This is a genomic window from Microcoleus vaginatus PCC 9802 (assembly GCA_022701275.1).
GTDB classification, from domain to species: domain Bacteria; phylum Cyanobacteriota; class Cyanobacteriia; order Cyanobacteriales; family Microcoleaceae; genus Microcoleus; species Microcoleus vaginatus_A.
This window is the reverse complement of the sequence record CP031740.1, coordinates 2,554,103-2,575,808: the sequence shown is the minus strand read 5'-3', so window position 1 is coordinate 2,575,808 and position 21,706 is coordinate 2,554,103. Positions and strand designations below refer to the sequence as shown.

The 21,706-nt window shown below is 47.0% G+C and carries 12 protein-coding genes and 1 pseudogene; 7 read left to right on the top strand and 6 right to left on the bottom strand.

Features of this window, described 5'->3' with window-relative positions:
• The first annotated feature begins 166 nt into the window (after positions 1 to 166).
• Positions 167 to 739 (top strand): annotated as a pseudogene (locus tag D0A34_10520) (restriction endonuclease subunit R).
• A 69-nt stretch (positions 740 to 808) separates the two neighbouring features.
• On the opposite strand, the gene D0A34_10515 reads toward D0A34_10520, so the two are convergent.
• The gene (locus tag D0A34_10515) at positions 809 to 5,959 is read right to left on the bottom strand and encodes a CHAT domain-containing protein (GenBank protein UNU19242.1); all 5,151 of its coding nucleotides are present in this window, start codon (positions 5,957 to 5,959) and stop codon (positions 809 to 811) included.
• Between the two features lie 205 nt (positions 5,960 to 6,164).
• On the opposite strand from D0A34_10515, the gene D0A34_10510 reads away from it, so the two are divergent.
• Positions 6,165 to 6,902, top strand: coding sequence for a dephospho-CoA kinase (locus D0A34_10510; GenBank protein UNU19241.1), 738 nt, complete (start codon positions 6,165 to 6,167; stop codon positions 6,900 to 6,902).
• On the opposite strand, the gene D0A34_10505 is transcribed toward D0A34_10510, so the two are convergent.
• Positions 6,883 to 7,077, bottom strand: coding sequence for a hypothetical protein (locus tag D0A34_10505; GenBank protein UNU19240.1), 195 nt, complete (start codon positions 7,075 to 7,077; stop codon positions 6,883 to 6,885). The genes D0A34_10510 and D0A34_10505 overlap by 20 nt on opposite strands.
• A gap of 762 nt (positions 7,078 to 7,839) precedes the next feature.
• On the opposite strand from D0A34_10505, the gene D0A34_10500 reads away from it, so the two are divergent.
• A complete protein-coding gene (locus D0A34_10500) occupies positions 7,840 to 8,049 on the top strand; it encodes a hypothetical protein (GenBank protein ID UNU19239.1) in 210 nt (69 codons plus the stop codon).
• A gap of 307 nt (positions 8,050 to 8,356) precedes the next feature.
• Here D0A34_10500 and D0A34_10495 read toward each other — a convergent pair whose 3' ends face one another.
• Complete coding sequence (locus tag D0A34_10495) at positions 8,357 to 9,763, bottom strand: TldD/PmbA family protein (GenBank protein UNU19238.1); 1,407 nt, start codon at positions 9,761 to 9,763, stop codon at positions 8,357 to 8,359.
• Between the two features lie 268 nt (positions 9,764 to 10,031).
• On the opposite strand from D0A34_10495, the gene D0A34_10490 reads away from it, so the two are divergent.
• Positions 10,032 to 11,648, top strand: coding sequence for a sensor histidine kinase (locus D0A34_10490; protein ID UNU19237.1), 1,617 nt, complete (start codon positions 10,032 to 10,034; stop codon positions 11,646 to 11,648).
• Positions 11,649 to 11,671: 23 nt separating this feature from the next.
• On the opposite strand, the gene D0A34_10485 is transcribed toward D0A34_10490, so the two are convergent.
• The 3 genes from D0A34_10485 to D0A34_10475 form a co-directional block, all read right to left on the bottom strand.
• A complete protein-coding gene (locus tag D0A34_10485; protein UNU19236.1) occupies positions 11,672 to 17,056 on the bottom strand; it encodes a GAF domain-containing protein in 5,385 nt (1,794 codons plus the stop codon).
• Between the two features lie 169 nt (positions 17,057 to 17,225).
• A complete protein-coding gene (locus D0A34_10480; GenBank protein UNU19235.1) occupies positions 17,226 to 18,752 on the bottom strand; it encodes a UDP-N-acetylmuramoyl-L-alanyl-D-glutamate--2,6-diaminopimelate ligase in 1,527 nt (508 codons plus the stop codon).
• A 200-nt stretch (positions 18,753 to 18,952) separates the two neighbouring features.
• Positions 18,953 to 19,258 (bottom strand): glutaredoxin family protein, encoded by a 306-nt coding sequence (locus D0A34_10475; GenBank protein UNU22240.1) that lies wholly within the window; start codon positions 19,256 to 19,258, stop codon positions 18,953 to 18,955.
• A 102-nt stretch (positions 19,259 to 19,360) separates the two neighbouring features.
• Here D0A34_10475 and D0A34_10470 point away from each other — a divergent pair, with 102 nt between their 5' ends.
• The 3 genes from D0A34_10470 (at position 19,361) to D0A34_10460 (ending at position 21,552) form a co-directional block, all read left to right on the top strand.
• On the top strand, positions 19,361 to 19,558 hold the full coding sequence (locus tag D0A34_10470; GenBank protein UNU19234.1) for a hypothetical protein: 198 nt from the start codon (positions 19,361 to 19,363) through the stop codon (positions 19,556 to 19,558).
• Positions 19,559 to 19,609: 51 nt separating this feature from the next.
• Positions 19,610 to 20,887, top strand: coding sequence for an ATP-dependent DNA ligase (locus D0A34_10465; GenBank protein ID UNU19233.1), 1,278 nt, complete (start codon positions 19,610 to 19,612; stop codon positions 20,885 to 20,887).
• An 89-nt stretch (positions 20,888 to 20,976) separates the two neighbouring features.
• A complete protein-coding gene (locus tag D0A34_10460) occupies positions 20,977 to 21,552 on the top strand; it encodes a Uma2 family endonuclease (protein UNU19232.1) in 576 nt (191 codons plus the stop codon).
• Positions 21,553 to 21,706 lie beyond the last annotated feature (154 nt).

The window sequence follows — 21,706 nt, the reverse complement described above, 5'->3', positions numbered from 1 at the left end:
CCGTCCTCACTACGAACCAATTTTGTTATTATCGTTCCTGGAGACATAATATTAGCTGGAAATTTGATAAAATTCTAACTAGCCATAAAATTAACAGGCTAAAATTAGGGCTCCAACAATTGCCGTTACAAATGTCACCTTAGAATAATTAAAAACACTTTTTGACCTGCAACTTGTCACACACGACCAATTTTTCATAGAATGGCAAGACGAGTTGCCAGAAATCACACACTTTCAAAAACGACACCTATATCAGATTAAAGCCGGTTACTTCAACTTGCTGGATTATCCGCCGATGCTGGAAAAAACCATCAGTTTGTCGCTCGTCTCTCCGCTGTTATTGGTCGGCGAGTTTTATCTGCATCCTTTCTAAATTAAAGCAGAAAAATCAGTCGAAATTTCCGAAGAGGGTGAAGGCGTTATCATCAAAGGCAGCATCGATAGTTTTGTTTTAAAAGAGCATTTGTAGCTGATGGCAATAGAAACGAAACGAGTTTCGTTTTCGCTCGAAGCAGGCTTGGCGCAAATCTTAGCTTATATGCTGGCAAATCCCAACCCGGAGAAACCTAATTAGGGCATGATTGCTACAGGTGGCAGTTTCATCCTTGTTAAATTAGTCAAAGGAGAATCACCTCGATATAGCAGATCTGATTTATGTGGAATTAGCCCTCGCACTAATAATTTACATGATGTACTCCGAATCCTCCAAGGCTTGAGTCAAATCGCAGCTAGCAATTAATCATGAGTCATCAGTCATGAGTTATTAGTGAGTTTGAACATCGCACCCTGATTCCTTCCTCCTTCAGAATTACCAAGGCGAACCGATCATGGTAAAAGCAGCCCAATAATAAGGATGCGAGAAATTTCGATCGCCCCTGGTGGTCAACTCCGACGGCAAAGGCAGAGCTTGATTGTTGCCCGATCGCACCAAATAATTATCTTGCAACCGCACTTCTCCCCGCAGCATCGCCAACTGCGCTTGCCGCAAAGCCTCAGCCTTAATCGGCGCTGTACGCAACTCCTGGTAAAACTCAGTCATCAGCCCCAAAGTAGCGACATCGCTGACATACCACAAACTCGCCAAAGCCGATTTTACCCCCGCGTGCACCGCCAACCCCGCGAACCCCAACTCAGCTTGTTCGTCTCCCACCGCCGTAGTACACGCACTCAAAACCAACAACTCCACCTGCGGGTTAGATAGCTTCAACTGCTCCAACTGATTCAACCGCAACTTAGTATCCCAAAACTGAATATAAGAATTTTCCGCCCCCCCAGGCTGAAAATCCCCGTGAGTAGCTAAATGAATAATTTTGTATTGCGGTTGATTGCGCTTGTCCTTCAAATTTGCCAAAGTAAAAGCTTCATTGAGAAAAGACGAACCCGGCCAAATCTTGCCGACAATTGTCGATATTTCCAACGGCACCGCAGGCAAAGGATTTTGATCGTATTTGGCAGGAAAATTCGACGCCCCCATCGCTAACACTTCAGAACCCTTAACATCGGCATAGCGAGTATCAGTTAAACTCAAACTCGGAATCAGCCCCAAACTGTACTTTTCTACCAAAAACTGCTTGCCGTCGTAAAGAGCAGCCAAAGGCAAAGTTCGCAAACCGGCGTCCATCGAAAACACCAAAGTGTCAATCTTGTTAGCCTCCAATTCCGGTTGCAGCGGTGCAATTAACCACTGGTAAAGTTGCTCGGCAGATTCCTTGTAATTAGCAGCATTCAATCTCCTAGGAGTTCTGATAGCATTAGTGAATTCTTTAGCAACTTGCAGCACTGTCTCGCGGCTTGCAGGCACGCTTTTAAAAACATTTTTGCCGTCTGGCAATAACAACACAAGTTCTAAATGTTTTTCTTTCGCCCACACGTAAAGGATGGCGGGTTTAACCCCAGTCAACCGATTGACGCTGCTGAGAGTATCTCGAATACTTTGCTGCGTGACTGACTTTTCAGTGAGATTACCCCCAAAGTAACGTTCAAATTCCCGGCCCTGAGTTCTATCCCTTTGCTGCACTGCGTCGATCGGACTTATTTGCGCCATCGAACTCGATCTAGAAATCTCAGGAACCCTCACATTCCCGATACTTTCTGCACTCACCGCACTCGCAGGCTTCTGTGGAGTTGTTGCCACGCTGCCGTTTTCTCTCGTCGCAGGCGCGCCCAAATTGTCTTTTAACACCGAGGGCGACAGCACTACCGAGGAGCCGACCGCAGTCTCGTTGGGTCGCGCATCAACAGACGTAGCAGCAGGTTCTGGCGAGACATTTGTGGTACTGCCCTTTGGCACCGAGGCTGCGGGAGGGAGACTCACCTGAGTCACAATTTGTTGAGAATTGCCTGTAGTTTGCAGTTCCACGCTGCTAGTTGGTGCCGGACTCGGCACGATCGCCAGCGGCCCGATCGCCGTTGAGGATGTGGCAGTGTTCGACTTCGAGTTTCCCGTCCCAACAGTCGCCGCCGTGCAGGTTCCCGACGGGCAAGTGCTTTGCAGCAGCGTCTGTGAACCCGATTGAGCCAGCCCGTCTGTAGAAATGCTGACCGGGGCGCGCTCAGCAGCCGTTCCGGTTCCCGCAGCCCGAAATGCTCCCCCGGCTTCGATTGCCACATCGCCGCCGGTATTGCCACGAGCTTTGATCGAAACAACTTCAATATCTTTCCGCCCCGTAATTTGGCTCGAACCGGCACTTCCCGATTGCGAACTCGAGTTGATCACCCCTGTAACGATCCGGCCCGGCGCCGCAATCGAAATATCTCCCCCGCTTCTGCCACCAAAAGCATCGATGTTGCCGGTTTCTACCGCACCGGCGCTGCGAATATTGATAGGGCCCGCCACCCCGGAAGTTGAGCGAGATGAAACCGTACCAGCGGTCAACTTGCCTTGACTGGTAGTGATGTTAATCCCCGCAGTCGAGGTAACGTCTCCGACGGCTATAGTACCGCCCATCAGAGAGATCGTGGCGTTATCAGTGCCGACGATCGCACCCGTTCCCACGATCGCGCCTGCACCATTGGGCGATCGAATCGTCGTCGGATCTTGAAATGTCACCGCCACTGGCGTTGAATTTGGCGTTGAATTTGGCGTTCCAGAAGGAATCGAGATCACCCCGCTACCGTCAGCGCGCCCGATCATGATCGAAGCAAACCCATTCCGAAAAGTGTTCAATTCAGCAGCAGTCAAGTTCAGAGCTTCTGTATCGTCAGAACCTTGAATTATAATATTTTGGCTTGGATCAGCCGGTTGCAACACCAGATTGCCGTTGCTGGCGATCGAATTTTTGTCACCCGTCAAGTCAATTTCGTTGCCCGTCAGGGTAACATCTCCGCCTGTTTGCGAGTCGCCAGCTTCGATCGCCCCTGCGGTGACTCGATTGCGCCCCGTCAGCGTCACCTTCCCCGCGCGATCGCCCCTCGTGTCGATCGCCCCGGCAGTTACCGTGCCTTGTGCGGTAACACTAACATCTCCCGCCGAATTGCCTGTATTTTCGGAAGAATTGACAGAAGTGTTGATGGTGCGGGAAGTTCCAGTAAGTAGCCGACCGGTTGTGACATTGCCTGCGGTGCTGACGATGCGAATTTCCTGATTGTTGGTAGTGATATTTCCGGTACGGATATTACCATCACCTTTGATAGTAATTGAGGCATTGTCTGCCCCTGTCAGGGAACTTGTGGTAGTGATTGTTCCCAAACCCGCTGGCGATTGAATAATTAGCGGATCGTAAAATGTGAAATCGTTGGCAATCAGAATTGAACCGATACCGTTGCTGCGGCCGATCGTAATTCCAGCAAACCCATTTTCCAAACTTCCGAGGTCGCTTGCCGTCAGATTCAAATAAATATTAGTACCGACATCTCCAGAACCGCCGATCGCAATATTTTGACCGGGACTCCAAGGTTGCAGTACCAAAAAGCCAGTACCACTGACTGAATTTTTGTCGCCTTTAAAATTAATTTCATCACCAGTCAAAGTAATGTTTCCCGAACCCCCTGCGACGAAGCTCACTCCCAGAACATTCCGAGCCGTCACAGTTACATTTCCCGTCGCTTCCTGGCCGCTGGCATCAAGTTTTTGGGCCGTTACGTTCACGCCGTCGAGCAAAATATTCCCGCTGCTGCCGCTGCTGGGATTGGATGAAGAAATATTGTTTGCAACTGTCGAACCCTGACTAATCAAACTAATATTTCCGCCGTTACTCGACAAATTGCCCGCAGTAATTTGATTTCCCGAAATGGCGATCGCACCGCCAGCCGTGCTAATTGTATCGCCCGCATTCATCGAAAAAGCACCCGCACCATTGCGATCGGCATCTGCTCTCAATGTTACCGAACCAGTAGTTGCTTGAAAGCTCAACTGATTGTCCGCCAAATCAGCAATTGTAATATCATTGAGCGCTTCGAGAACCACATTTGACGTACCCGACATACTTTCCAAAGCTCTAGCCGAAATTGTCAGCGAAGGCTCAGAATTGTTTTCCTGTCCTGGTAGCGTTCCTGTTGCCAAAATATTATTGTTGGCAATTATTTCCGCATCGCCCGCACGTTCTGGGGAATCTGTAATTAAAATATTTTCTGGATCTAACAGCAAAGTCCCCAAACCGTTTGTCCCAGAGGTATCAACAGTACCGTTAAAAATCAATCTTTGCTTGCCCGAAACTTCCACAAACCCCCCAACACCTGCGGTGGTTGTTGCAGAAACGCCATTGGCGCTGATGCTGCCCAAAAATGCTGTTGTGTTGTCAGCCCAGACCACAACTCTGCCGCCGTTCCCTGATTCAGTTGCGTTGGCAGCGATCGAACTTTTGCCATCCACGTAAGTTATCCTGGCATCCGGCACAGTTCCCTCGCCTCGGTAATCTCCCCCGATCCGCACCGTTCCGCCGCCGTCGGGTCCCGAAGCCTCAATCTTCGCTCCCAACAGCCCTACCTTGTCGCCCAACACGTTGACGCTTCCTCCCACGCCCCCCGTAGCAGACACGTCCGCAGAACCCGCTACCAGCGCAGTTCCAGCACCTCCTGGCACTGTTTGGCCGCCTGTCAGCACAACTTCACCTTGAGCGTTCGTAGTTATACCCGTAGCGTTAGCCACGCCGGGACCCGAGAGCAGCCCTGGTAAACTCTGGGGAGAGAAGGGAACAGCTTCCGAACCCGACACTCCGGCTGCTGGAGAAACTTCTAAACTCAGCAAAAGTCCGTTTTGACTGAACCGCACGAGATTTTCCCCCGGGACAGCCGCCACAGTAATTTGACCGCCCGGGGCTGAAAGTTGCCCTGTACTGATGACCGTACCGCCGAGCAAAGTCAAATTTTGCCCGGTTTTGACAGCCAAGTTACCGGCATTGACAATACTCGCGGGCTGTGAGCCAAAAACAAAAGCATTCGGCGCTCCGACTAGGGCTGGGTAGTCGTTCGCGCCTGTACCGTTGAACCAACGGTCGTCAAAACCGATACCGCTAGCGGTGGTAGCAAAAAAAGACCCGGACACATCGAGTCTGGCATTGGCTCCGAAGATGATGCCTGCGGGATTCATCAGCAACAAGTTAGAATTGCCGCCACTAACTTGAATTAGACCGTTAATTAAGGAAGCGTCCCCGCCGACAACGCGCCCGAGGATATTTTTAACGGTTGGATTGGAGATGAAATTGGCAGTTTCGCCAGAATTCAGACCGAACCGAGTAAAACTGTGGAACAGATTTGCTCCGTCTCTGGAGGGAGTGCCGCCTTTAATGTCGTAGCGAGGGGGCGACCCTGTACCTGGGGCGGTGACAGCGGTTCCGGTGCCGTCTGGGGCTGAAATAATAGATTGTGCCGCAGCAATTTGAGATTGGGGATAAATTGCCACGAGTATCCATCCCCTGCTGTTTTCTTTGAGGAAAACCAGGTTGGGGAAAAAATCTAATATCAAAAATCCAGCAAGGGGAATGGCTGCCAGAATCGACCGCACAGCACGTTGAGCATTCATAAGTTTGCCTCGGTCTAGACCTTGATTCGAGTTTAAAATTGAGATTTTAGGTAAAAAAGAGTCGATCGCACCCCAATGCTGACACTTCCTAACGCGAACTCTCGATCGCAAATCTTAAATTTTAAGTCTAAATTTGATTGTGTCACCAACATAGCAAAGACTGACAGTAAGTGTCGAAACACAGGAAGTTTAAACAGAGAAAATTATGAGCGATCGAATTGTGCGTCTGATTGGTTTAACTGGGGGCATAGCCACCGGTAAAACCGCTATATCTAATTATCTGGCAGATACCTGTGGATTTCCGATTTTAGATGCCGATATTTACGCCCGCGAAGCTGTGAACCCCGGTTCGCCAATACTTGACTCTATTGTAGAACGATACGGCGCCGGTATTTTGCTCCCCGACGGCACTTTAAATCGGCCAGAGTTGGGAAGTATTATTTTTTGTAACCCAGCGGAGCGCCAGTGGTTGGAACAACAGATTCACCCTTACGTGCGTCGCAGATTTGTTGAGGAAACTCAAAGCGGCATTGCGGCATTGACTCCCGTATCCCAGGACACACAGAATTTAGGTACAAAAACTCAAGAAACCAGGTTTTTTCACCGCAATCAAAACCTAGAACGAAGAATTGTTGAAAAAAACTCCGGTTTCTGCGCCCCCACTGACACTTTGACTTTGGTTTTAGTAGTGCCATTGCTGTTTGAAGCTAATATGACTGACTTGTGTACCGAAATTTGGGTGGTGTACTGTTCACCCGAAGTGCAGTTAGAACGCCTAATGCAGCGAGACGGCTTGAGTTACGATCGAGCTCAGGCCCGCATTAACACTCAGTTGCCGCTAGCTCAAAAATGTCAACAAGCTGATGTTATTTTGGACAACTCGTCCACCCTCGACTCGCTATTCCTGCAGGTAGATGTGCAAGTCAATCGCTGTGAGATTTGATATTTGAGATTGACTCCGCGATATCAGTTTTAAAACCAATTTTTTTTACTCCCTGCGCGCCAGTTCGATTTGAGAGTTGAGATTTGAGATTGACTCCACCATTTTGTAAACGGGTTTTTTTTCCCCAACCGCTTTCGACTCCTCCTTTGGGGTGGCGCGTAACCGCTCTTGTCACAAAGCCAGATCAGAAAAGATCAGAAAAGATCGGAAAAAATCAGAAAAAATCAGAAAAAATCAAAGGTTCACAATTTATTTAAAAATACAATAGCAACCATTTATGAAGTTAATGTGAAAAATTAGGCAGTGCCCGCTTTAATAAATCTCATTCACCAAGATATTTATATGTAAGGTGCTGATGGCGCGCCTGGGTACTCTCCTGTTGCGTGTTTAATCCCCGGGTTGCCGCTTCACCTCAATAAATTATGAAGTTAATCATAAAAGTAGTAAAACTTTACAATTGGGGGTTTCCCTTTCCTTGTTGGAAAGCCGTTTCAAGAGGATTCCAGGGTCATACCATTTTAGATTTTAGATTTTAGATTTTAGATTTGGGAATGATTTATAGCAATCCTCGCATCATTTGTGAATTTCTTACTCCCGAGCGAGCGGGTTCGGGGAGGGTTGGGGTGGGGTAAAAAATTTACGACTCCAGCAAGGATTGCTATATAACTACCACGGTTGGGAACACGGGCATAGAGTAGCATTCTTTTTTTGAACATGGTCTTGAATTCAGATGGTTGCCCGCCAGTAGCAGATAACTAGAAATTATCCGCGAACAAGCGAGCTAGATGATGGATTTCACCCGCTTTTAACCAAAACTCAAAAAAATTGCAGGTGCCCTTACTTACTAATTGATGATTTCACCGCAATTATTTTTTTTATCCTGATAGCCGAGTACAGACTGCGTATCAAGAAGGGGAAAATACAAACACCAAAATTTATGATGCGCCTTTACTCTTCCATCCTGATGTCAAGCCTATTACTGAGCGGCACCGCAGTTAACGCTCAAAGCTTAGAAACTCGATCGACCTTTTTTGCTCAAGACAACTCTGCTCCCGAAATTTTAACCACTCTAGCCGACACTCCGACCTTTGACGCAGATGCAGATAACGATAAAAATGAGCCGCCAGACCGAGGCGGGGGGAGATAAAGCAGAAAAAAGCAATAATTGCAGGGAATTAGGGGGAGAATGGGAGAATTAAAAATTGGGATAAGAAGAGAAAAATTGAAGATTTCGATTTATTAATTGGGGACTTACGTACTGCGTAGCAAAAAACCGATTTTTTAGCGGTATTTGACGACTCAAGGCATAATTGTTCGCTATTCCGGTTTTTTTGCCCAATCTCGTCACAATATCAGACACCACAAACGGGCGCGAAATGTTGCACTCAAAAAATAAAGGTAAAGCGCGAGTAGGAATCTGGCGCTTTACCTTTATTTTTTAAACTTTTGAAGCTTTAATCTTCTTCCGCAGCTTCGCCACCAACAACGACATCGCGAATCCGCAAACTCGGGCCGCCGCACCCCACGGGCAAACCGCTTTGTCCTGCCTTGCCGCAGCCGCCGGATTCATCCCAGTAGAAATCGTCGCCGATCGCCTCAATATCAGCTAAAGTGGTGAAAACATTACCCGAAAGAGTAACATCGCGCACCGGATTGTCTAGTTTTCCGTCGCGGATCATCCAAGCTTCGCCCGCACTGAAAGTAAACATTTCGCCGTTAGTCATGCCGCCTTGCCAATTGCGCGCATAAACTCCTTCTTTGATACCAGAAAATAAGTCAGCAACTGGCGTGTCACCCCGTTCGATCCAAGTATTCGTCATGCGGACGATTGGCGGATAATGATAATTCAAACAGCGAGCATTGCCAGTAGGCGTTTCTCCCAACTTGCCAGCAGTTTCCCGCGAGTGCAGCCGCCCGACTAAAGCGCCGTCTTTAATTAACTGAGTAGTAGTCGCCGGAGTGCCTTCATCGTCGTAGAAATAGCTGCCCCGGTGTCCCTCTGGCGCTGCACCGTCGAAAATTTGCAAGTTTTTGGGACCGAACTGGCGACCGAGGGTCATAATTTCCAAGATGTCGGGATTTTCGTAGGCCATGTCGGCTTCGGAAAGGTGTCCGAAGGCTTCGTGGACGAACAATCCGGTCAAAATCGGGTCAATGACGACGGTGTAGGTGTTGCCTTGGACGGGGGGTAAGGCTAGGGAATCTACGGCTCTCTGGGCGGCGCTGCGAACTTGAACATCGAGATCGGTTAAATCTTCGTAGGCTTTGCGGGAACCGGTGGTTTCGCGGCCGGTTTGTACGGTTTCCCCACTCCGGGCGGTGGCTGCAAAGCGCATTTCCATGTCTGCCCAACCTTGTTCGAGCATGGTGCCTTCGGAGGTGGCCAGGAGCATCCGCTGGGTGCTGTCGCCGTAGCGCACGGAGATTGTGGCGATGCGGGGGTCAATGCTGCGGAGAATCGCCGCGTAGCGATCGCACAATTGCTTTTTGTCAATTAGGGGAACCAGACGGGGGTCTGTTCCTGTCAGCGGCAGCAAGCAAATGTCTTGTATTGGGGTGACAGGCGCCAGAATCGTTTCTTCTTCCCCGATCAGTTTGGCTGCCGCGATGGCTTCTTCGATTCTTTCGGCGAGGGTGGAAAGTCGGTTAAAACTGGCAAAGCCCCAGCCGCCTTTGTGACAAGCTCTGACTTGGCCGCCAATTGAGACTCCTTCGCTGAGGGTTTCAATTTTTTCGCCCCGCAGCAGGATGTCGGTGCCTTCGGCTTCTTCGAGTCGAATTGCCAGATAATCGACTTGGTTCCGGTAGCGTGCCATTAAGTCTGACAGCAGATTTTTCGAGTCGGCGATCGAGGTGGGCATAAGGAAAGCACGGTGTTTAACTTACTTCATTTTGCACTTTTGTCAGGGCGATCGTGCAAAATATCGCCCCAAGCGCGGAGATTGCGGCTTATTGGTACGGTTCTGCCAATATCGTTAGTTGACAAATGTGGATATCCTGTGAGTTAGGAGGAAGGTGCAAGAAGTTATGCGGGATTTTTCGATCGTGCTAGTGCTTGACTCCTAACTCCTGAACTTTCCTATACATAAATACTTCACCCTTCATGCCTCCGAAGGTGGGTTTATAACTGTGAATACTTACTTTTTACCGACAATAAGCGAAATTTTAGCCTCCGAAGGCCAAGAAAATGACCTGAGTCTCTTTGATGCTAAGTTGGCGGGAGAAAACAACCGCCATCGGTGTCCTGCAAGCCGTGGGGCTTCTCGGCTGAAAGCTGAACAGGAATGGTACGGAGCGATCGCAGCTTTGAATCAAATGCTCGACCGGCAAAAATCAGGACAAAAAACAGATGCCGATCGAGCAAATTGTCGATCGACAATCCCCAATTCCTGTCAGGGATTGGTTTTGTCGGGCCCGTCTTCGGTTTTGACTGACCCCGCTTTGGCTTCGGGCTTTGCCAATTGGATTTTTACCAGTATTCCCGAAAACGATGCAGCTTTGTGGTCTTTTCGGGCTAGACAAACTTTAGCTTTAATGCCCGCGGCTGATGTCCAAACATCTATGCCTGCGGCGGCCCCGGCTTTGGCTTTGACAAGTGGTGATCCCTTAGCCAACGAGCAGTTTTGTTTGGTTTTAACTGCTAGTTTTAGCCTGGTGATGGTTTTGGGTGAAAATTCTGCGGGAATTCCGGCTTTTCTATTTTCTTTCGATCCGCAAGTAGTCGCCAAAGCTTGGGAGGTTTTGCGGCGCAGGGTGACTGAAAGCGAATGTTTGCTTGCCAATTCTGACGCTAGCTTCAATTTACCAGTTAGCCAATTAACTAATAATTCTACTAAATTAGACGCGCTGTTCCAGCAGTTTTTGCCTGTGGAACCCCATTATCAAACAGTGATGCAGTTCAGCCGCTTGCTGTTACATAATTTACCGCTTGGGAAAGATGAAGCAGGCAGGATAAAGGATGAAAGAATTGATGATGGTTTGAACCCGAGGCATCAAAAGTTATCGGCTACAGATATCAACTGCAAATCTCCAATTCCTCTGGCTACTAAAGAGGTGGAATTGCTACAGGCGATCGCCCACGAAGTCCGCACACCTTTAGCTACCATTCGCACCCTGACTCGATTGCTGCTCAAACGTCCCAAACTTGAGCCGATCGTGGTCAAGCGTTTGGAAATGATTGATGCTGAGTGTACCGCTCAGATCGATCGCTTCGGTTTAATTTTCCGCGCCGTGGAATTGGAAATGTCGCAAGCTAAAAATTCGGGCGTGCAGCTAACAGCAATGTCCCTAGGTGAAGTTCTGCAAAATAGCATTCCCCGCTGGCAAAAACAGGCGAGTGTTCGCAACCATACTTTGGAAGTTATTGTGCCGAAAAAGTTGCCGGCGGTAGTCAGCGATCCGACGATGTTGGATCAGGTTTTAACTAATTTGATTGAGAATTTTACTCGAACTTTGCCCTCGGGGAGTCGCATTCAGGTGGAGGTGACATTGGCCGGTGATCAGTTAAAGTTGCAGTTGGAATCGGAACACCTACCTGAAGATAATGGCGCATCGACTTTTGCAGCTAAGGCTAATGGTCCTTTGCGCTCGATCGGGCCTTTGTTGATGGTGCAGCCGGAGACGGGAAGTTTGAGTTTAAATTTGAGCGTGACTAAGAATTTATTTCGGGCTGCTGGCGGGAAGTTGGTAATTCGCCAGCGGCCCCAAAAGGGTGAGGTGATGACAGTATTTTTGCCGCTGCAATAGTCCTTAGTCTTTAGTCATGAGTTTTAATCAATTAAAATCTCAATGACAAACTCCGTTCCTTCTCCCAGTGAAGAAATACAACTCAGTTTACCGCCGTGTTTTTCTTCTACAATTTGACGCGCGATCGCCAGTCCTAACCCAGTTCCTTTGCCCACGTCCTTAGTGGTAAATAGATGGTCAAAAATCCTATTTTTGACCTCTTCGGACATTCCATTTCCGTTATCGGCGATGGAAATTCTTACATTTTTCCTTTCTACTTGTGTCCGAATAGTAATTTGATTGGGGTGGGCTTGAATCTCGGCAAAAGTCCGTCCTTGATTGGATTCTTCTAAGGCATCTATCGCATTGGCCAACAGATTCATAAATACCTGGTTTAATTGTCCCAAATAACATTTTACTTTTGGAACATTGCCGTACTCTTTAATGATTTTAATTTCAGGATGCTTGTCGTTCGCTTTCAGGCGATGGCGTAAAATCATCAAAGTGCTATTGAGTCCTTCGTGGATATTAGCCTCAACTTTATGTGCCGTATCGGCGCGAGAGAAAGTGCGGAGTGAGGTGCTGATGTTTCTGATGCGCTCGCATCCTATTTTCATGGAACTCAACATTTTGGGTAAATCTTCTACGAGATAATCTAAATCTATTTCCTCTGCTTTCTCAATCAATTCTGCTGCCGGTTGAGGAAACGTTTCTTGATAGAGGCGCAAATAATCAATTAAGTCTTGGACTCCAGCATGAGCTTCATTAATGTTCCCGGTAATAAAACCAACGGGGTTATTGATTTCATGGGCAACCCCTGCCACGAGATTACCTAATGCTGACATCTTTTCACTTTGGATCATTTGCATCTGAGTTTGCTGAAGTTCATTCAAAGTCTGCTGCACTTGGTGATAGAGGCGGGCATTCTCCAGAGCGATCGCCGCTTGACTAGAGAGAAAATTCAGCAGTAGGACGCGATCGCGACTAAACACTCCACTGGTTATCCGATTTTCTAGATACAAAATGCCGACCAAATTCCCCTGATTTAGAATTGGCAAACCCAGCAAACTCTCTGGTTGGTGGTACTCTAAATAATCGTCAATCACAGGCAGATCAGTTTTGAGCTGATCGATGACAACTGTTGCTATGGTGTTTTTTACATAGTGGATTAATTTAACCGGAACGGTAGGATTGTTCTCTAGGGGTTCCGTTTGCAGGCTAATGTATTCCCCGGTAGCCATCGCCCGCACTTGCCATTGTTGATCTTGGCAGAGCATCAGTACACAGCGATCGGCTCCCGAGTTTTGTAACATGGTTTGGGTCACAATTTGCAACAACTCATCCAGGTCGATCGTGCTGGAGATGACTTGGGAGATTTGCAGCAGGGTAGAAAAATCTAGAGCCTGGTTGATGGAGGTACTGGAGCTAGTGTGGTGGGCGCTCGAATGAAAGGAGTAGGTTGAATTGGTGAGGGTGGATAGGGTTTCTAAAATAGAGAGGGGTTGGGCTGCCTGTTGTAAGATGGGGCGCAGCAGATCGGGATAACGTTTTTCTAGGTCATCGGTTTTGGCTTTTGCTCCCCAGCGGGCGTAACAATAGTAGGCTTCCTGCATATAGCCTGCGGCGACTTTTTCTTTGCCCCAATTGAGGTAGAATTTAGCGGCGAGTTCGTTGGCTAAGGCTTCTTCGTTGAGAAATTGGTTTTCTTTAGCGAGGAAGATCGCGCCATCGTAGAGGTCGATCGCCTCTGCTTTGTGTCCTAAAATTCGCTGCTGTTCGGCTCGAATTAAATCGCATTTGTGGGCAAAGTTCATGGGTGCATGAGTTGCCCAGTTAGTAAGTTGCTCAAGATCCTTCGTAACCGCTTCACTAATTGGCAAGGTGTTTGTGTTTGCGAGTAACGTCAGTGCATGATAGAAATAAAAGACTCCATAGAACACAGTTCCGATAATGCCACCAATAGTTTTCTCGGCAATTTGAGCTATTTCCAGAGCTTCCTGGGGTTGCCCAAAATGGTAAGCCAGAATCAATTTATGAGCATAGACGCTCCCGATCGAGTAAGTATCTCCTGCTAATTTATGCTGAGGTAATCGTGTCGTTTCATCGTAAGCTTCTCCAACCAATTTCTGGGGATAGTCGGCTTCACCTGTCCAATTTAAGACGGCCTGTTGCACAATTTGCTGAAAGTTTAGAGCAGTTGTTTGTTTGAGCTGGGCGATCGCCTCTGTATAGGTTTGCATCTCTTCTCCCAGTTGTAGAAGTTCATTTCCCGCAGCATAAGCGAGTTGACAGCGGTTATAGGCACAGTAAGCAGCGAACTCCAAATCTCCCGTTTCCAAACCCCCTTGATAGCCTTCCAGCAAAGGCATCAGTACAGTGTGCATCGGCTCCTGCCAAATGCGAACAAATGGATAAACTAAATTGAAAATTTTCGCTTTAAAACTTGATGCTTTAAACATTTCCATCAAGGCGATCGCGATATCAGCAGCATGATTTCCGGCTACAATTTGCCCACCATATGCACAGAGAATTAGTCCATAGGTTGAATAAGCATAGGGTGTTTGGATCGCATTTCCAAACTGAAGTGACAATTCAATTTGTTTGAGAACAATCAAGGGATACAGGGCTGGCGAACCGATATAGGCTGCTGAAGCCATACTGCTGAGAATATTCATTGCAGCCAGCTTCTGTGGATCGCTCATCCTTGGTGAATTCATTACATCCACACTCATCAGTCGATCGCCAATAGCATTGAGAGCAGGGGCTACCATGTCTTGGGTGGGATGTTCTGGCAACTCCACATCCAACTCTTGAAGAATTGCCCCTGCCACCTGAATCGCGTCTGATAATTGATTGCGGGCAATCAAGGATTGAATCTTTATTTCTAAGGCTTTAACTTGTTCTAGGGGGTTTGACGTATGTTGGAGAACTGCCTCGACGCAAGCATCTACCCGCTCAAATGCCCCAATCAGACAGGCTGAATTAGCAGCTTCAATATGCAGTTCTGAAGTAAGAAGGGGCTGTCTCATCCATTGATCCGAACTGTCAGTGGCTAAAAGTTGCAGCCCTATCTCACAGTATTGAGCCGATGCTGGGTAAGCAGCCGAGAGCCGTGCTTTACGCGCAGCCATCAAATTGAGGTTGGCTAGATGGTCTCGCTGCTGCTGAATTGCAATGCGATCGATGCCCCGATTAAATTGACTGACAATCGCAAAAATTCTCTCGTCTAGTTGCTCTGCTGAGGTTCGAGCGAATAGCAATTGCCCAATGTGCAAATGGACGGATTGTTTTTGGTCTTCAGGAATCAGGGAATAGGCGGCTTGCTGGACGCGATCGTGCAGAAACTTGTAATTCACCACCTCGGAATTTTGTGCCTGTTCCTGTTTTTCCTGCCCCATATAAAACTTGTAGACTTCACTTTCAGGCAGGATTAACTCCTCTTGCAATGCCTTCCACAAATCCGCCGCCGTTTCTGTTGCTAATTGCTCAGAAACAACGGCCAAAGTACCCAAATCAAATTGATTGCCAATACAAGCCGCCAACTTTAAGACATTCTGAGTCGCTGGCGGCAATTTTTGCAACTGCAAGGCCATAAAGTCAACGATATCATCCGTTACTGCTAATGCTTTTACTTTGGCAATGTCGCATTGCCAATTGCCCTCATCAAAGTCAAACTTAATCAGCCCCTCATCGTGCAGCATTTTCAGGAACTGCACGCTAAAAAAGGGATTGCCTTTGGTTTTTTGATAAATTAGTTGAGTTAATGGTTGTGCGATTGCGGGCGAACAGCTAAGCGTATCGGCAACGAGTTGATTTAAACTGGTTTCAGTCAGAGCGGCTAATGTAATCGTTTTGATTGCAGCTTGTGCTTTCCCAATCTCCTCTAGCGCCAACATCAAAGGATGAGCTGCAGAAACTTCATTGTCGCGATAAGCTCCTATTAATAATAGATATCTGGCGTCTGACTCGCTCATCAACAACTGCATCAATTTCAAAGATGCCGCATCAGCCCACTGCAAATCATCGAGGAAAATTACTAAGGGATGTTCTTTTGTGGTGAATACTTGCAGGAATTTTTGAAAGAGTAAATTAAAGCGGTTCTGTGCCGCCGTCCCAGACAGTTCTGTTGCGGTTTGCTGTTGGGAGATAATTGGCTCTAGTTCAGGAATTACTTCAATAATTACTTGCGCGCTGTCACCCAGCGCAGCTAAAATTTGGGTTTTCCAAGCTGCTAGTTGAGCCTCGCTTTCACTCAGCAATTGACCCATTAATTCTCGAAATGCTTGGACAAAACCTGAGAAGGGAATATTGCGATTAAATTGGTCAAACTTGCCTTTGATGAAGTAGCCGCGCTGGCGGACAATTGGTTTGTGAATTTCGTTCACAATGGCAGTTTTGCCAATGCCAGAAAAACCCGCCACCAGCATTAACTCGCGCCTTCCCTCCTTCCCAAAAAGAGTCTCGCAACCAGAGATGCGATCGAACGCTGCCAATAATTGTGCAACTTCGCTTTTTCTGCCGTAGAGTTTCTCTGGTATGATGAACCGTTCGCAAACATCCCGTTGCGCGATTGCAAAGCTTTCTATTTTACCACTTCCTTCTAATTGACGCAAACAAAATTCTAAATCAAATTTTAGCCCCAAAGCACTCTGATAACGGTCTTCGGCATTCTTCGCCATCAATTTCATCACGATGCCCCACAGAACTTGGGGAATTTCTCCCCTTCTGTTTTCGCCAAGGGGCGGCGGTTGTTTGGCAATATGAGAGTGTACCAATTCCATCGGATCGTTAGATTGAAACGGCAACTCTCCGGTCAGCAATTCATAAAAAGTGACACCCAAAGAATAAAAATCTGTGCGGTAGTCAATGCCGCGATTCATCCTTCCTGTTTGTTCAGGAGACAAATAGCTTAGTGTCCCTTCTAGCACGTTGGGACTCATCAGCATTTGAGTTTCTCGCGGTAGCAAAGATGCAATACTAAAGTCAATGAGTTTGACTTGTTTAGTCTCAGGATTAATTAAAATATTGGCTGGTTTAATATCTTTGTGAATGATGCGGTGGCGGTAAAGTATATCTAATGTATTGCTTAGGTCGATCGCTATTTGGAAAAAATCCACCAGAGATTGTACCGTTTTTCCTGTCCCTGTCCATTGGTTCAGAGAAATGCCCCCGAAGTCTTCCATAATCAGCGCATAGCCGTTCCGGTAGGCTTCCAAGCTGTAGGTTTGAATGATTCCGGGCAAATTCAGGTTTTTGGTGATCGTGTATTGATTGCGAAAATGCAAGAGTTCGCTAAAGCTGGGATATTCATTCCGCAATACTTTGATGATGACCGATTTTTTGTCGCAGAGGCGAGAGCCGCGATAAACTAGGGTGCGAGTGCCTGAGTAAATTCGATCGAGAATTTGATACCCAGTTAGTTCTATCATAGCAATAATTATTTTTTTATAAATATATTTGAGCTTAGTATTATAATCTAGTGCAAATCTGATTCTTCCTTCGTATTAATACTTAAAAATATAACAAATTTTGCAGCCCGCGAACAGCTAATCGTTAACGGTTAACCGGATTCGGTTAACCGTTAACAGTTAACCGAATTCAGTTAACCGAATTCCTTCTGGCTTTCAAGGCATCTCGCGCTTGTTCTCGATCGTCAAAATGGACTTTTTCTGTGCCCAAAATCTGATAATCTTCGTGTCCCTTTCCTGCAATCAGCACGCCATCTCCCGGTTTAGCCTCCATAATAGCAGTGCGAATTGCAGCGGCTCGATCGCACAAAACCATCGGCTTTACTGCGGCGGGAATTCCTGCTAAAATATCCTCCAAAATGCGATCGGGATTTTCCGTGCGCGGATTGTCGGAAGTAACAACAGTTAAATCGGCTAATTCTGCAACGATTTTACCCATAATCGGCCGCTTAGTGCGATCGCGATCGCCACCGCAGCCAAACACGCAAATCATCTGACCCGGAATAAACGGCCGCGAGGCTTTCAGCAAGTTCTCCAAACTGTCTGGAGTGTGCGCGTAATCGACAATGACGCTAATATCTTGGTCGGGACTAATTTGCACCCGTTCCATCCGTCCCGGAACTCCGGAAAACTGAGATAATTTCTCCACAATTGCGGACAAATCTAAACCCAATTCTAAAACAGCACCGACAGCAGCCAACATATTTGATAAATTGAACTGACCGACTAAAGGCAAAGAAAAAGTAGTTTCGCCCTTCGGAGTGTGCAGCATTCCTTTAACTCCATTGGGCTGATACTCCAAATCAAAAGCATACAAATCTGCCGTTTTCAGAACAGTGCTGTAACTCCAAACTCGGTCAGATTTTAGGGTTTCATATATCCGCTGCCCGTAGGGGTCGTCAATATTAATTACAGCGCGATTTGCGAGGTAATCCGAACCAAATAAAAGCGATTTAGCCTCAAAATAATCTTCCATATCGCGGTGATAATCTAGATGATCTTGAGTCAAGTTTGTAAAAACAGCAACTTCAAAACTACAGCCTAAAACTCGCTGCTGCGCTAAAGCGTGGGAACTGACTTCCATCACCCCGTGTTTGCATCCGGCTGCTACAGCTTCTGCTAATTGCTTTTGCAGGTCAACTGCAAAAGGTGTAGTGTAAACAGCAGTTTGTTGGAAGCCCGGCCAGCGAGTATAAAGCGTGCCGAAAATCGCCGTCGGCAACTGCATTTCATTGAGCAAAAATTCGATTAAATGAGTTGTTGTAGTTTTGCCGTTAGTCCCGGTAACGCCGACAAGTTTTAATTTGCTAGCTGGATTGCCGTAAAAAGCAGTTGCTATTTGACCGCAAACTTGGGCCATATCGGCTGCTGCGATGACGCAGGGAGCATCTTCTAGCCCCCCCTTAGCAAGGGGGGGTTGGGGGGGTGTTTTCTCGGCGGCTTGGGTGGAAATTATGGCGGCAAGTGCACCAGATTCGATCGCACTTTGCCAAAAATCTCCCCCATCTACCCGAGTTCCCGGCATTCCCAAAAACAAATCGCCCGCCTGACAAGCGTGGGAATTAGTGGATAAACCCTTGACTTCGGCATTGAGGGCGGGATGTTGGGCGTCAAAGGAAATGCTGGGAACTGCTGCTAATAATTCTCTCAATTTCATCTGAAAAACTCCTCACTTGGATGTCTTGAATAGGACTGGCGGAACACATTGTTTGAGCCATTATCTACAGGTTTTTGCTGCGCGCAGTGCAAACCCTACGGTTTTTTCTGTATGCCGTGCACACCCTACAGGCCTAAAATAAGGTGCGCTAGGCGCACCCCGATGCCCGGATTAAAACCTGAGTTTTTGGGTAAATCGTATTATTGTGACCGATCGATTTGCAAATATTTCTGTAACATTTGCTCCAATTGACCGACACTACAGCGGGGAGAAGGACGGGGTAACAGTTCTTCAGCGGAGAATGCAGCCTCGCCACCAAAATTTTTGGGCTGGGGCTGCACTTTAAACAAAACTGGAACTTCGTACTGATAAGCTTGAAACCAGTCATCGCGTTCGGTAATATCTCTGACTTCGAGTTGAAACTTCAGGCTTTCAATCTGTTCCAGTTTTTCTTGCAACCCTTCGCACAAGTGGCATCCGGGTTTGCTGTACAAAATCAATCGCATCATAACAGTAAGATTAAACTCGATCTTAAATTCTGAAACGTCCGATCGCCAGTTGGCGAACTCAACGCGAGTAAGACGCAACTCACGGCTTTATTGGTCGCAATGCGCGATCGAAGTTATCTTAGCATTGGCAGCGAACCGATTACCGCGCTTGACAATCAAAAAACTACAACCCCCTACCTTTCTTTCTTCTCTTCCTCTGTGCCCTCTGCGCCTCTGCGGTTAAAAAATAAATCTAGTTCACAAATGAAAGAGTTAAATTTATTCACACCACCTAATTGTCAAATTAAACTTGACTAATAAGTCAATTGTTAGTAGAGTATATAAATAGCCCTACATAAAGGAGGCAGTATGGACTGCACCGAATACGCAGAAGCCAAGCGAAAAGCAGCTAAAAAAATTAGCGCCGACATTCGAGAACGCTGGAACAATCGCATCGTGACGCGAGGATTGCACTTGATGGGAGAAGCGGGGGCAGTGCAGTATTTCGCTGATTATGGGCGCGGAATTGGTACGGCAAAAGTTATTGGTTTTGCACTGTGCGCGGAGTTGGAAGGATACCCGGAAATGGCGATCGGCTTTTGGAAAAGAGCGTTTGAATTGGAAACCGGAGAAAAGCCGATCGCCCTGAATCCTCAAAACAATTCTACCGCCGATTTCGCTCCTGCTAAACAATCAACTTCCGCCCCAAAAATAGAAACTGTCAACAATCCCATTGTTGCCGAATTGCCACCGCACTTGCAGCCGGGAAGGATTGTAACCATGCAGCCGGTTGACGCGCCGAGCGATCGTTCTTACTATATTGAAAATCCCGATTATTGGGGACAGCCAAAGCGCGACGGCAATCGAGTCGTTGTCATTGCGACGCCAGATAAAGTATACTACCAATCGCGATCGACTAACCTGCGACAGCAAGCATCGATTGAGAGCGATCGCACATTAATCGACACAGCCGCTAAAATTGGCACCTTTGTTTTAGACGGCGAACTGTATTACAAAAGCTGTACGGGTAGCGAACACCGCACGGGCGCGCAAGCTGCTACAGTTAATATTGAAAGCGGCTTTCCTACAACCCAGCCCAACGCAATTTATGCTATTTTTAAAACTTTGTTTTTCAAAGGCAATGATTTAACTACCGTGGCAGAATCCGAACGAATTGCAGCGGGAGTTGAAGTTGGCGAAATGCTGGCAAATTTATCTCCCGCCTTTGAAGTTGTACCGACATTTCGCACCACCACCGAAAAACTCGTACTGGTAAATCAGCAGGAATCTGAAAATAAAGAAGGCGAAGTTTGGGTATTGCACCACTGTCACTATATCGGCGGAAAAGATGTTAAGAAATATCCGATGGTGAGGACGAAATACTGTCAAGAACACGATTTGTTTATTGTGGGCTTGACGGCGACAAAAGTTGCAGGGCGGCCGTTTAGTGCCGTCAAAGTAGCGCAAGAAATTGATGGCAAATTACTCCCAGTAGGAAGCGTGGGAACCGGGTTTAGCGGGGAGGAAATGCAGGAAATTGCTCGACTCTACGAGGCTAACCCCAAAAGTGTCAAAATTAAAGTGCGATCGCAGGGTTTGACGGAAAGCGGCAAACTATGGCACGCACGATTTCTGGAGTTCTGTTAAATTTGTAGGGAAACGGCACTGCCGTTTCCTTCCCGGAATATTTGAGTTCCAACACATAGTATCAGATAACATCAGCGGAGTAAAAATCAATGGTTATCAGCAAAAACACTTTCTACATCTCTCCAGAAGAGTACCTAGAAGGCGAGCGAGTAAGCCCGATCAAACACGAATACAGACGCGGACACGTTTATGCAATGACAGGGGCAAAAAAGCCTCACATTATTATTGCTAGCAACTTAGTAAGGCGACTGGGAAATCACTTAGATAACACCGACTGCTTAGTTTTATCATCAGATATAAAAGTCCGACTGGAAGAGGCAAATTGCTATTACTATCCTGACGTAGCGGTGACTTGCGACGAAAGGGATACCTCAACTACTGAAGATTTCATTTTATATCCATCTTTAGTAGTTGAGGTATTGTCGCCTTCAACAGCAGCTTTTGACAGAGGTGATAAATTTGCAGATTACCAAACTTCTCCGAGTTTGCAGGAATACGTGCTCATAACTCAATCAGAAATCAAAATAGAGTGTTTTCGACTCAATGTTGAGGGAAATTGGGTTTCTCAGACTTACCGACAAGGAGATGAGTTAGAGTTAATGAGTATAGATTTTCGCTGTCCGATCGCACAAGTTGATCAAAAAGTCCCCGGCATGGTATTGTGATGTATGAAACAAAATTTTTAGTAGTAATCTCCTCTCGTCTGTACTTGGACAAAAACCTTAAACCTAGTTCTTAGTAAAGACTTTAGTTTTTCTGCCTAAGCTAAAGAAGGGCTGAAGTCCTTACTACGAACCGATGAGGACTGAAGTGCTCACT